General features: G+C 29.7%; 15 protein-coding genes. 4 read left to right on the top strand and 11 right to left on the bottom strand.

The window, feature by feature from the left end:
• The first annotated feature begins 9 nt into the window (after positions 1-9).
• A complete protein-coding gene (locus FRY74_RS08465; protein WP_147100481.1) occupies positions 10-444 on the top strand; it encodes a DUF1573 domain-containing protein in 435 nt (144 codons plus the stop codon).
• Here FRY74_RS08465 and FRY74_RS08460 read toward each other — a convergent pair.
• Complete coding sequence (locus tag FRY74_RS08460) at positions 441-968, bottom strand: MFS transporter (protein ID WP_147100479.1); 528 nt, start codon at positions 966-968, stop codon at positions 441-443. The two genes, FRY74_RS08465 and FRY74_RS08460, sit on opposite strands and share 4 nt — an antisense overlap.
• Before the next feature lie 123 nt (positions 969-1,091).
• On the opposite strand from FRY74_RS08460, the gene FRY74_RS08455 reads away from it, so the two are divergent.
• The 3 genes from FRY74_RS08455 (at position 1,092) to FRY74_RS08445 (ending at position 3,544) form a co-directional block, all read left to right on the top strand.
• Entirely contained in the window at positions 1,092-2,309 is a 1,218-nt protein-coding gene (locus FRY74_RS08455; RefSeq protein WP_147100477.1) for a pyridoxal phosphate-dependent aminotransferase, read from the top strand.
• 52 nt (positions 2,310-2,361) lie between these two features.
• Positions 2,362-2,808: a hypothetical protein gene (locus FRY74_RS08450; RefSeq protein ID WP_147100475.1), complete on the top strand. Its 447-nt coding sequence runs from the start codon at positions 2,362-2,364 to the stop codon at positions 2,806-2,808.
• A gap of 193 nt (positions 2,809-3,001) precedes the next feature.
• Positions 3,002-3,544, top strand: coding sequence for a hypothetical protein (locus FRY74_RS08445; RefSeq protein WP_147100473.1), 543 nt, complete (start codon positions 3,002-3,004; stop codon positions 3,542-3,544).
• Here FRY74_RS08445 and FRY74_RS08440 read toward each other — a convergent pair.
• From FRY74_RS08440 to FRY74_RS08395, 10 genes are all read right to left on the bottom strand, one after another.
• On the bottom strand, positions 3,534-3,770 hold the full coding sequence (locus tag FRY74_RS08440; RefSeq protein ID WP_147100471.1) for a uroporphyrinogen decarboxylase: 237 nt from the start codon (positions 3,768-3,770) through the stop codon (positions 3,534-3,536). The genes FRY74_RS08445 and FRY74_RS08440 overlap by 11 nt on opposite strands.
• A 4-nt stretch (positions 3,771-3,774) precedes the next feature.
• On the bottom strand, positions 3,775-5,001 hold the full coding sequence (gene lhgO / locus FRY74_RS08435; protein WP_223265850.1) for an L-2-hydroxyglutarate oxidase: 1,227 nt from the start codon (positions 4,999-5,001) through the stop codon (positions 3,775-3,777).
• A gap of 31 nt (positions 5,002-5,032) precedes the next feature.
• The gene (locus FRY74_RS08430; protein WP_147100470.1) at positions 5,033-6,304 is read right to left on the bottom strand and encodes an MFS transporter; all 1,272 of its coding nucleotides are present in this window, start codon (positions 6,302-6,304) and stop codon (positions 5,033-5,035) included.
• Positions 6,304-8,685 (bottom strand): CAP domain-containing protein, encoded by a 2,382-nt coding sequence (locus FRY74_RS08425; protein ID WP_147100468.1) that lies wholly within the window; start codon positions 8,683-8,685, stop codon positions 6,304-6,306. Before FRY74_RS08425 ends, FRY74_RS08430 begins: the two co-directional genes overlap by 1 nt.
• Before the next feature lie 65 nt (positions 8,686-8,750).
• Positions 8,751-9,680: a calcium/sodium antiporter gene (locus FRY74_RS08420; protein WP_147100466.1), complete on the bottom strand. Its 930-nt coding sequence runs from the start codon at positions 9,678-9,680 to the stop codon at positions 8,751-8,753.
• A gap of 5 nt (positions 9,681-9,685) precedes the next feature.
• A complete protein-coding gene (locus FRY74_RS08415; protein ID WP_147100464.1) occupies positions 9,686-10,054 on the bottom strand; it encodes a Sec-independent protein translocase subunit TatA/TatB in 369 nt (122 codons plus the stop codon).
• Positions 10,055-10,153: 99 nt separating this feature from the next.
• Positions 10,154-10,684: an outer membrane beta-barrel protein gene (locus tag FRY74_RS08410; RefSeq protein WP_147100462.1), complete on the bottom strand. Its 531-nt coding sequence runs from the start codon at positions 10,682-10,684 to the stop codon at positions 10,154-10,156.
• 90 nt (positions 10,685-10,774) lie between these two features.
• Positions 10,775-11,341 (bottom strand): elongation factor P, encoded by a 567-nt coding sequence (gene efp, locus FRY74_RS08405; RefSeq protein ID WP_147100460.1) that lies wholly within the window; start codon positions 11,339-11,341, stop codon positions 10,775-10,777.
• A 9-nt stretch (positions 11,342-11,350) separates the two neighbouring features.
• Entirely contained in the window at positions 11,351-12,133 is a 783-nt protein-coding gene (lpxA, locus tag FRY74_RS08400) for an acyl-ACP--UDP-N-acetylglucosamine O-acyltransferase (protein WP_147100457.1), read from the bottom strand.
• 9 nt (positions 12,134-12,142) lie between these two features.
• On the bottom strand, positions 12,143-13,555 hold the full coding sequence (locus FRY74_RS08395) for a bifunctional UDP-3-O-[3-hydroxymyristoyl] N-acetylglucosamine deacetylase/3-hydroxyacyl-ACP dehydratase (protein ID WP_223265849.1): 1,413 nt from the start codon (positions 13,553-13,555) through the stop codon (positions 12,143-12,145).
• Positions 13,556-13,560 lie beyond the last annotated feature (5 nt).

Raw genomic sequence — 13,560 nt, 5'->3', positions numbered from 1 at the left:
GGTTAGGTTATGTTATGTAACTTTATTAAGTTTAGTTTAAGCCTGCTACTACTTTTAGTAGCAGGCTTTTCTTTTTCTCAAACTTCTGATAATATTATTTTTGAAAAACCTACTCAAAAATTTATGAAGGTTGATGAAGGACATCAAATTACATTAACCTATAATTTTACTTATAACGGAAAAATTCCATTACAATTAATCTCTCCAAAAGTTGATTGCGATTGTACTTCAGTAGAAATTCCTAAAGAAAACATCACTCCAAATAAGCCCTACAAAATAATTGTTCATTTCGATACTAAAGATAAAATTGGTTTTCAAGAAAGACCTATTCATTTAACTTTCCTTTCAAAAGAAAATAACAACTTAAAAATAAACAAAACGATTATTTTTAAAGGAACAGTTAAAGCATCAAAAGAAACTAAAGCAAAATATAATTCAAACTAAAGCCTTATTATTTCTTTGTCATCAATTGAATGATAAAGAAAACTAACCAAATACAACATTTGATCCCTTCCTTTTCGCTGACCATATTTAGCAGTAAAATAGATTAAAGCAAATAAAATCAAAGCTAAAGGCATTGTCCACAAGAGCATAGTTTCTTTACCTAAGTTCCATTTTGCCAAACCATAAATCCCTCCAAAAAAACCAAGTACACCAACCGCAATATAAAAAAACATCAACATCATCCATACGGTTTGTCGAGGCCCTAAAAGACACCTTATACTTGTTTTATTTATATCATCATCATATTCTTCCACTATTACTTCCATAGATGGAGACCAGTAATGTTGATTATGAGCTGGAATATTTAAAAAAACATGATTTCCTTTGGCTATTCCCTCTATTTTATCCTGTTCAGGAATAGCCAATTTTATTTTATCCAAAATATCTTTTTCAGAAAAACTAGAGATTAATTTAAAGCGAGGTTTAATTTCGATATTATCAGAATTATGGCTATTGAATGACATATTTAATCTATTAGGTATTCTAAATTTAAACTATTTTTCCATTCATTCATCATTCATCATAACAACTAACTCTTATTTAGAAAAGTTCTTAGTAATTTTGGCGAGAATTTTTCAATTAAAAATATGCCACATACATCTAATAGAGGCAATGAAATGCCTGAATCACCAATACGTAAATTGGTACCATATGCAGAAATTGCTAACAACAAAGGAAGAGTTGTTTACCATTTAAATATTGGCCAACCAGATATTGAAACACCTCAAGTTGCTATAGATGCTTTACGTATTATAGATAGAAAAGTAATAGAATATAGTCATTCTGCAGGTGGTATTGGTTACAGAACTGGTTTAGCTGAATATTACAATAAGTTAAATTTTAACGTTACTACAGATAATATATTAGTTACTACTGGTGGATCAGAAGCGTTATTATTTGCTTTTTATTCTTGTATGAATGAAGGGGATGAAGTTATCATTCCTGAACCTTTTTATGCAAATTACAATGGTTTTTCAAAAACTGCTGGAGTTAAAGTTGTGCCTGTAACATCTAACATTGATAATGGATTTGCTTTACCTCCTATTGCTGATTTTGAAAAATTAATAACACCTAAAACAAAAGCAATTTTAATTTGTAACCCTGGAAACCCTACTGGCTACTTGTACTCAAAAGAAGAACTAGAAACACTCAGAGATATTGTTAAAAAACATGATCTTTATTTAATATCAGATGAAGTTTATAGAGAATTTTGTTACGATGGTAAAACTCATCATTCAGTTTTTAATTTAACTGGAATTGAAAATAATTCAATAGTTATTGATTCAGTTTCTAAGCGCTACAGTATGTGTGGAGCTAGAATTGGTGCATTTCTTACTAAGAATAAAGAATTACTTGCTGTTGCTCTAAAATATGCTCAAGCAAGATTAAGCCCCCCAACTATGGGGCAAATTGCTGGTGAAGCTGCATTAAATACACCTCAAAGTTATTTTGACAATGTTATCAACGAATATGTAAACAGAAGAGATGTCTTAATTGAAGGATTAAATTCAATTGAAGGTGTGAAATGTCCGAATCCTGGTGGTGCATTCTATGCTGTAGCTGAATTACCAGTAGATAATGCTGAGAAATTCTGCCAATGGTTATTAGAAGAATTTGAATACAACAACCAAACTGTAATGTTGGCTCCTGCTGCAGGTTTTTATGCCACAAAAGGTTTAGGGGAAAAAGAAGTTAGACTTGCATATGTTTTAAATGTTGACTCTTTAAAAAAGGCAATAGAATGTTTAAGACATGCCCTAAACGTTTACGAAGGATCTACTATAAAAAACAAAGTTTTAGTTTAATTACGGTATAATATTTGTATTTTGTTGTGATTATTAATTAAAACCAAACCAAATGAAAAAATTAATTATTGCAGCTTTCCTTTTAGGTAGTGTAATTTGTGAAGTAAATGCTCAGGCACAATTTAAAATTATTACAACTATTGAATCTATTGTTCCTGGTGGGATAGGACGTTCTAGAATTATTGAAAATGGAACAGAAATAGATTATGAACAATTTACTACAGAAAGAACAGATGGTAAAAAAAGTGAACAAGGAGATGTAAAACGTGGTGACGCAAAAGTTGATAAGTTTTCCGAAACAAAAATGTTAAACTTTTTTAGTATGGCCGGAATTAACTTCCAAAATGTAGCTTCAAATGACGCTCTAGCAACTTCTATGCTTAATTCTTTAGCTAAAGAAGGATGGGAATTATTTACCGTTGTTAGTGGTGTTGAAAGTGATGCTGGAAAAGGAGATGGTCAAGGTATTTTTATTACTAGGTATATTTTCAAAAAATAAAAAACTAACTATTAAAAAAAATAAAAGCTCCTAAATGGAGCTTTTATTTTTTTACACTAATTTATCTTCTTTATTCAGTTTATTAACAAAATCGACAAAATGGTTAATAACTTTGTTGAAAAGCATATTTAGTTAGGTTAATATAACATCCTCTATATTTTAAATTTGTATTAACTGTTAAATTAAGTAGCTTATGTTTACAATCTTTGGTAAGAAAAAAATTAAAGAAGAAACTGCTTCAAATATTTTCATAAATAACCTTTTAGATACGATTGAAAAAGGATTTCCAGAAATTGCTGGAATAATTAATGATTCCCCTGAATTTGTTGCTTGTCCAAATATTTCTGAAAATAATTCTGAAAAATTCTTATTAATAATAATAGCTGCTAATCTTCAATTTATCCCAGAACAATTTAATAATTGCCAGGATGACAGAATGTTAGATTTAATTTATTCACAATTAGCCAAAGTATTTGGCGTAGAAAAAGAAAGATTAGAAGGATTGATTAAAGATTATCAAAATTATATTGCTAAAGTTAACCTACCATCTAAAAATACAGTTTATGGTATTTCAAAAGCTATTTTTGGAAAATATGAATTGAACCAATTTCAAGATGAATATTTTAAAAACATGAAAAGTCCAAATCCTATGTTTTTAAAACGATTAGATGATGCAATTGATTGTTTTATTTGGAATTGGACAGGATTTAAAGATAAATACCAAGTTACTCAATAATAACTTTATTTCTTTTAAGTAAATAGTATCCGTTTATTAAAACAATGGCTGCATTGGTTATAATAATCGGAATTGACCATCCTAAAAGAATTCCATAAACTATAAACACCATACACCCTATCGTGTTTAATATTCTAAGCTTATTTACATTTCGCATTAAAAAAGAAACAAGTACTAGTAACGATGCTAAGTAACCTATTATTTCAGTAGTTGAAAAATAATCCATAAATCTAATTTAAGTGGAAATGTGTTTTTGCCATTTCAGCAATTTGATCTCCAATAGCCATACAAGCTGTTGCTGCAGGTGATGGTGCATTTAAAACATGAATACTTTTATCCTTGTATTCAATTCTAAAATCATCTTTTGTATCTCCTTGTTCATTCAATAACATTGCTCTAACACCAGCTCTTCCAGGTTTAATATCATCCATTGTAAGCGAAGGGATTAAGCGTTGCAAGGTTTGTAAAAATAACTTCTTAGAAAAAGCTCTTCTATATTCGTTATAAGCAAATCCAAAATTATTTAAGAGAAGATTCCAAGTACCTTTGTAAGATAAAGCATCTATTGTATCTTTTAAATCAAAATCTGTTTTACCATAACCCTCTCTTTTAAAAGTAAACACAGCATTTGGCCCACATTCAATATCTCCATTTACCATTCTAGTAAAATGAACTCCTAAGAATGGAAAAGCTGGATTAGGAACAGGATAAATCAAATTCTTTACTTTATGCTTTGCTTGATCGGTTAAATCATAATAATCGCCTCTAAAGCCAACTACTTTTTCCTTTAATTTTACACCATCTTTTTTGGCAAGTCGATCAGCTTGTAATCCACCACAAAAAATCATGTATTTTGTTTGATATTTATTTTTTGAAGTAATTACTTCTGTAAATTCTCCTTTGTTAACATAGTCTAAAACTTCTTCGCCAAGAACAACTTTACTATTTGATTGTTTAGCTAATAATAATTCAGCAAATTTTTCTGTAGTACCTCTAAAATCTATGATCCCTGTACAAGGAACCCAAATTCCTCCAATACTTTTCACATAAGGCTCAATTTCTTTTAATTGATCAGCATTAATTTTTTCAATTCCTTCGGTATTGTTTGCTATACCATTTTCAAATATTTTATTTAAAAATTCCGTTTCAGATTCATCTACAGCTGCTACAACTTTACCACAGACTTCATGCTTAATATTATATTCTTGTGCAAATTTTACAAGTTGTTTACGTCCGTCTACACATGTTTTAGCTTTTGCTGAGCCAGGTTTATAATACAACCCTGAATGAATTACCCCAGAATTATTTCCAGTCTGATGCTCAGCTAAATGTGGCTCCTTCTCTATTAAGATTATTTTGAGATTAGGATATTTAATTTGAAGCTTATAAGCTGTTGCGGCTCCTACTATACCTCCTCCAACAATAGTAATGTCGTAAATATTATTATTATTTTCCAAATCGTTTTTTTTTAGCGAAGTTAAAAATTATTTAGTTTAAAGCTTTGCTTTTAGGAATTCTAAGTAACATTAAAAAACCAACAATAAAAAACAATACTATAGCTAAAATAGATTGTCTCATATCTCCTGTTAGACCTTCAATAAATCCATATGCAAAAGTTCCTAAAACGATTGCAATTTTTTCAGACACATCGTAAAAACTAAAAAAAGAAGTATGATCTTCAGTTTTAGGTAATAATTTAGAATAAGTTGAACGAGATAATGATTGAATACCTCCCATGACAAAACCAACTACAGCTGCGATAAAATAAAAATGAATAGGTTGAGATACAAAACTATAAGCAGCAATACAGATACCAATCCAAATAAAAATATTTATTGCTATTACCTTTATGTTTCCAATTTTACCAGATAAATAAGCCATTAAATAAGCTCCAGGAATAGCAATAAATTGAATAATTAAAACACTTATAATGAGGCCTGTTGTTTTTGATGCTTCATCATCCCATGCAATTTCTTTTGTACCAAAAAATATAGCCATAATCATTACAGTTTGAACCCCCATACTGTAAATGAAAAATGCCGATAAGTATCTCGTTAAACTAATATTATCTTTCAATTGTATCCAAACTACTATAAGTTCTCGATAGCCCTTAAATAATATATTACCTCTAGGTTTATGACCATATATGTTATTAGGTAATCTCGCATAGGTTATCTGACTAAAACCTATCCACCATAATCCAGTTAAAACAAATGAATACTTAGCATTAACATCTAATACTTGTATTAAAACCAAACAAATAATTAATAAGATAGAACTCCCAATATAACCTCTTGAAAATCCTTTAGCGCTAATCTTATCATGTAAATCAGGGGTTGCAATTTCAGGTAAATAAGCATTATAAAAAACTAAACTCCCCCAAAAGCCAACACTAGCCAATAAAACAGAAACCATACTTAATTCAATATAATCAGCATTGAAAAAATATAGACTCATGCATGATGAAGCACCCAAGTAACAAAAGAATTTCAAAAAGGCTTTTTTCTTCCCTGAATAATCAGCAATACCTGATAAAATTGGTGAAATTAATGCTACAATTATAAATGAAAGTGAAACTACATATGAATACAACTCGGTATTAACTAGGTTATATCCAAAAAAACTAACCTGTTCAGAAACTACATTCTCATAAAAAATTGGGAATATCGCAGAGGTTATAACTAATGGATATACTGAGTTAGCCCAATCGTAAAAAGTCCAAGCATTAATTACTTTTTTATCGTTTTTTACGAATTTCATTAATTACATGTGTTGCAATATATTTTTTTAACAGATAAATCATTCAACATCTGAAAACTCATATTTGGGTAGCCAAACAATTCACAAAAACGTTTTTGATTCATGTCTTTAGCTCGTAGCATAAAATTTTCGTATTCCTCAACCGTAACCAGCTCTTTATTATAAATAGCAACCGTTAAAAATGTAAATAAAAAATCTTCATCAATTTTTGCACGTTCTGCCCAAGGTTTCATTAACTCTATGGCCCAATCAATTCTCATTTGGAAAGTAAAATAATTAACTATTTTAAGCACTTGATCTCGATTTAATTGAGACTGTAATAATATCTTTTTTACTTCTGTTAGCGCTTTATCCCTTTCTTTAAATTTTTTGGTTTCATAGTAAAAGTCAGCAGAAATAATATGGAAATTCAATAGTAATTGATGAACCTTATAAGACTCTATATCAGTATTGTAAAGTGATTTGATATCTTTTAATAAATATTTTGGGTCTGAAACTCTGCCATACTTTTCTGACCATAACAATAATTTTAAAAGTGTTTTATTATACTTCAAAAAAGTATTAGAAGGATCAACAATCAATTGAGTTTCTATATCTCTTAACAAGTATTTATTTAAACTATCCCTATTTTCTACTTTAGTGTAATACCATCTAAAGGCAATTTGATTATTGTTTAAAACAACATTTTCTTTAATATGAGGAATTTTAATTTTAAGAACATCTTCAATATTTACTTTACCTTTTTTAACACCATTAAACAATAATGATTGATAAACCCTTGCTTTAGCAAAATCTTTAGTCTTTATAGATTTTTGAAACCGTGGAATTAAGACGTTATACAAAGCCGAATCCATAAATATCTTTTCCACTGTGAGGTAAATTTTAGCTTTACGTTGATCTTCTAAATAAGGCTCTAAATTATAAGTCAGCGTATCAGAGTTTACTATTTTTTTAATCTCTTCTTTACTTAATTTCAACAATTCTTCTTCGTAAGGTGAGCCTTTTAAGGAATTATAGAATCCTTCCCAATTTTCTTGAGTTGTAATTTTTGTTTCTACATCTTGTATCTTATAATTTTTAATTGCTTTAAGGATACTATTTGCTCGTTTATTTTGTAAAATCTTATTCTCTTTTTCACTCCCTTCAATAGATGAATAAGCTACAATTTCTATCTTTTTTAAATCATAACGATTTAAACTAATTGAATCTAGGAATGGCTTTATATCTTCATTTTTGTATTCAGATTTATTTCGTTCAAAAGGAACGGTAAAGGTTAATTGATTAAGAATAGAGTCTGCTTGATTACTTACAGAAAGTGTATCAACTAAAAACCCTAAATCAAGCGAACGTAAATTTTCACCTCCTAAACTATTATATACAATTGTTTGACAAAGGCAATTAGCTTGTATAATTAAAAGTGTAAACTCAACATTATTCGTGTCTACAAATGCAGGTATAGGTCCTAGAGAAACCTCAACTTCCCCTTCATCTTTCAATTCATTTTTGCTTAATAATTGTCCTTTAGATATTGGAGGTAATAAAACACCTTTATGAATTTTAGATGGATAATATCGATTACCAGTTTCACATTTATATTGGTCACGAGAAATTACATCTAAGGCAATTGCATCATTAGAAGATTTCATAATTGCTTTAAACAATTCTAAATCATGGAAATAAAAATAAATTTCACCATTTTTAAAGTATATATTATCAGACATTAACTCAGGTAGATAAGGAAAATTTTTATCCAAATCAGCACATTTTTCACGGTTGTATGGTTGAATTTTATAATCATCTTTTACTGCTTTTTCATCTGCTGGCAAAATAAAAGGTTCAGAACCATAAACTTGAGTTGCAATTATTTTTTTAGTTTTAACATCTACACTTATTGAAGTACCTACATTGTAGTAGTTTTGATTAAAAATTACCTCTGGGCTCTCTTTAGCAGCTATCCATGCAGACACAATTGCTTCAGCTACATTATCATAAGATTTAAGAGTTACTCGCTTACTTTGTCCTGCAACTTTAACTTTTGCTCCAAGCATTGTTTGCATACAATTTTCACCAACTTCACTATGCATACCTTCATAAAAAAGTACTCTATCAAAAGGTGTAGCTTTCTTTTTATTTGGCTGGTCATGAGCTATTTTCCCCGATTTTAAAATATAATCAGATTGGTCAGCTGCTGTTAATTTAAGAATTTCGTCATTTTTTAAGGGTTTTAAAGATTTAGAAACCCTAATATCATTTACTTTTTTATTGATTAATCCCTCTAGATAGTCCTTTTTTATTTTCTTTAGATTAATATTATCTGAAGGCTGTTGAGCTAACAAACCAAACATTATAAAAGAAAATAATATGAAAAGAAAATGTTTCAAAAAAAGTAAATTTTATTAGTTCCGAATTTAACTATTAAACCAAGAAAATACAAGTTAACTTAATTCTATTTAAGAGCAAAATAAATATAAGCAATATAACTTACTACAAGAATTAACCCACTTATTCTATTAATACGATTATTAAAAATCATTAAAGGAAAAATTAAAAAAGATATTCCAAGCAACCAATAAACATCTAGGCCTTGAACTTGTGAACTAACCGGAATTTCTTTAACTACTGAAGTTACACCGAGTACAGCTAATAAATTAAATATATTAGAGCCTATTAAATTTCCTATAGAAATATCTGTCTGCTTTTTAAAAGCAGCAACTAAAGAAGTAACTAATTCAGGAACACTTGTTCCAAAAGCGACAATAGTAGCACCAATAACATACTCACTAACACCAAAATTTAAGGCTATTTGAACAGCTCCATCTAACAACCAATTAGCGCCAAAAGCCAAACCAACAACACCAATTACTACAAAAAGAATATTTTTAAGAAAGTTTTTATTGCTTTTTTCTTGTTCTACCTCGTCATTAACTTCAATACTATTAGCTGAATTTTTAATCATAAAAAAATTAAATGCAATAAGAGCGATTATGTATAAAACACCTTCCCACCAATCAATAATTCCATTCATAATAAATAATGAAAAAGCAATGGTTGCCAACATCATAATTGGCCAGTCTAACCGAATAGTTGAACGCTGAACATTTATAGGTAATACAATTGTGGTTAATCCAAGCACTAATGCAAGGTTTGCAATATTTGAACCTAAAACATTTCCAATTGAAATTTCAGGATGACCTTCTATTGCTGCTTTTACACTTACCAAAAGTTCTGGAGCTGAAGTGCCAAAAGCAACAATAGTCATACCTATAACTAGTGTAGAAATATTAAATTTAAGAGCTACACCAACTGCCCCTTTTACTAAAAACTCACCTGCAACAATCAATACAATTAATCCTAAAACTAACCACAAATATTCCATGCAAATTAGTTTTCTTTTGTAGGTGAAGGATTTGAATAAGGACTAGTTCTAGAAACAGTATTAGGCAAAGAAGGTTGAGTCTCTTCTTCTTTTTCTTGAATTACTTCTTTAGTCTCTGATTTAGATTCAGTAATCAAGTCTTTAACTTGCTTTTCAACATTAACAGAATCTTTTATTCTAGAAATATCTTTAGTGCTATCTTTTATTTCTTGCTGAATATCGTTAGTCGCATTTTTCAGTTCCTTCATTCCTTTACCCAAACTACGTGCTAATTCAGGTATCTTTTTGGAACCAAAAAACATAACAATTACCAATACTATAAAAAACAGTTCGGCACCTCCTATATTAAAAAATAACAAAATATTGTGTAACATAACTCTACAAAGATATACAATGCTATTGATTAGAAACATTAAAGCATAAAAAAACCGCTACAAAATTTGTAGCGGTTTTTTTATTTATTTTTTATTCTATTAAAACTGGTAAGCAGCTCTAACACCTAAATACGCAGAAGAACTACCATCGGTAGCAACCATTTGATATCTTAAACCTAAATCAATTTTTTCATTGATTAAGTATCCACCACCAATAGCATAACTTAAATCTGTACTACTATTTGTTACTGATCCTCCACCAAAATCAATTTTCATAACTGTTCTATGAAAACCTAAATCAGCTTTAGCATAAGCACCACCTGTGTTATCTGTGAAATAATATTTAAAACCTGCTTGAATTGGCATCATAGAAAAGTTACCATCAATCCCACTTTCATCTTTATTAAAAGGCATTATTAAATAACCAAGAGTTCCAGTAACTCCCATATTTTCTCCTATTGCTTTTTCAGCAGATCCAGAAACACCATATCCTAGATTTGCTGTTTTAGCAAAATCACCAATTGGCATAGCTAACTCTATACCAGCAGAGAATTTAACTTGTGCATTAGAATTTTGAGTAAATGCTACTAAGCATAAGGCTACTCCAACTACTTTTAAAATTTTTTTCATTTTTTTTGTTTTAATTAATATATGTTAAATATATGAAATATTTAGTAGCTACTAAAAACTACTATTAGACAACTAATTAACAATGTTTTGTTAAACTTTTACTCTTTCAGAATAATCACCTGAAACTGTACTTATCTTAATAAAGTCTCCTGTATTTATGAATAATGGAACTCTTACTTCTGCACCAGTTTCAACTGTTGCTGGTTTAAAAGCATTAGTTGCTGTATTTCCTTTTTCACCAGGCTCTGTATAAGTAATTTCTAATACAATAGAAGCTGGCAACTCACACACTAATGGAATTTCCTCTTCCGCATCAAAAACGATTTCAGCATAATCTCCTTCTTTTAAAAATTGAGGAGCATTAATTATTGATTCTTTAATAAATGTTTGTTCATAGGTTTCATCATTCATAAAATGATACCCTGACTCATCTTTAAATAAAAATTGATATTTTCTTCTTTCAACTCTTACTACATCAATTTTATGACCTGCAGTAAAAGTATTATCAATCACTTTTCCTGTTTCAACATTTTTTAATTTCGTTCTTACAAAAGCTGGTCCTTTTCCCGGTTTAACATGTTGAAATTCTGTAATTGTATATATTCCGTTGTTATATCTTAAACATAACCCATTCTTAATATCTGAAGTAGTTGCCATAATGTAATTTTAATTTAAAGGACCTCTAATCATTCCTTTAGTTGATTCTGCTATAAATTTTAAAATAATTTCTTTTTCTTCTGATTGTGGAGCTTCTTGTTCTATTACTCTAACTGCATTAGATAAATTTAACCCTCTCACATAAATTGAACGATAAATATCTTCAATCAGCATCACTGAGTCTGATGAAAACCCTCTTCTTCTTAATCCAACTGAGTTTACACCAACATAGCTAAGAGGTTCTCTTGCTGCCTTAACAAATGGAGGTACATTTTTTCTAACATTAGAACCTGCGGCAATAAAAGCATGTCTTCCAACCTTTACAAATTGTTGTAACCCTACAACTCCTTCTATAACAACAAAATCTTCTAATTCAACATGTCCTGCTACATTGACACAGTTAGCTAAGATACAGTTGTTTCCTATAATACAATCATGGCCAATGTGAACATAAGCCATTAATAAACAATTACTACCAACAACAGTTTTCAATCTGTCAATTGTTCCTCTATTAATCGTTACAAATTCACGAATTGTAGTATTATCTCCAATTTCGGTTGTAGTTTCTTCTCCTTGAAATTTTAAATCTTGTGGAATTGCTGAAATAACTGCACCTGGAAAAATTTTACAATTTTTTCCAATTCTAGCTCCTTCAAAAATAGTAACATTTGGGCCTATCCAAGTTCCATCTCCAATCTCAACATTATCATAAATTGTGGTAAATGACTCTATTGTTACATTTTTACCAATTTTTGCATTGGGATGAATGTTAGTCAGTATTTGCTTTTCCATATCAATAAATTAAGCTTCTGCCTCTGTTAACTCTTCTTTTTTCTCTTTAACAATTTGAGCCATTAATTCAGCTTCAACTGCAAGTTGACCATTTACATATCCTTTACCTTGCATATGTACAATTCCTCTTCTTATCGGAGTCAATAATTCTAATTGAAATACTAATGTATCTCCAGGTATTACTTTCCTTTTAAATTTAACTCCATCAATTTTCATGAAGTAAGTCATATAATTTTCAGGATCAGGAACAGTACTTAATGCAAAAATACCTCCTACTTGAGCCATTGCTTCAATTTGTAAAACTCCAGGCATTACAGGATTACCTGGGAAATGTCCAGTAAATTGAGGCTCATTAAAAGTGATATTTTTTACTCCAACAATAGAAGTTTCATCAACTTCTATTATCTTATCTATTAATAAAAATGGATAACGATGAGGAAGTAATTTTTCAATATCATTAATATCATAAATAGGGTCTTTAGTCAAATCAAATTGAGGCCCTTGCTTTTGTTGTTTTTTAATTTCTTGCTTGATTAGTCTTGCGAAATCAACGTTTCCTTTGTGTCCAGGTCTAGCAGCTAAAATATGGCCTTTAATAGGCTTTCCAACTAAAGCTAAATCACCAACAATGTCTAATAATTTATGTCTAGCTGGTTCATTTTGAAAGTGCAACGTCAAGTTGTTTAAAATACCTGCCGCTTCAACTTTAATGTGTGGTTTACCTAATAAATCAGCAATTTCATCTAATTTTTCTTGAGGTAAAATTTGATCTGCTATAATAATCGCATTATCTAAATCTCCACCTTTAATTAATCCATTTTTAGCTAAAAACTCTATCTCTCTTAAAAATACAAAAGTTCTACACTTTGAAATTTCCTCAACAAATTCTCCAACATGATACATATGAGCATGTTGAGTTCCTAAAAGAGGTGAATTGTAATCAACCATCACAGTTAATCTAAATTCATCCTGAGGCACAGCTAACATTTCTGTATGTCTTTCTAAATCTTCATAGGTTAAGTTTTCAGTAACAACAAAATAATCTTTATCAGCTTCTTGTTCTTCAATACCTACTTCAAGTATAAGTTGTACAAAAGGGTATGCACTTCCATCCATTATTGGCATTTCAGGACCATCAAGCTCCATTAATGCATTATCAATTTCTAAACCTGCTAAAGCAGCTAAAACGTGTTCAGTAGTATAAACTCTTACTCCATTTTTTTCTAAAGTTGTTCCTCTAGAAGTATCTACAACTAAATCGGCATCTGCATTAATAATAGGTTGGCCCTCAATATCAACTCTTTTAAATTTAAAACCGTGATTATCTGCTGCTGGTTTAACTGTAAGTGTAACCTTCTCTCCTGTATGCAATCCAACACCAACAATTGAGAATTCGCTTTTTATGGTTTTTTGTTTTGCCATAATAT

Source organism: Vicingus serpentipes (assembly GCF_007993035.1).
Lineage (GTDB): Bacteria > Bacteroidota > Bacteroidia > Flavobacteriales_E > Vicingaceae > Vicingus > Vicingus serpentipes.
The sequence above is the reverse complement of the archived record's forward strand: the minus strand, read 5'-3'. Positions and strand labels throughout refer to the sequence as shown.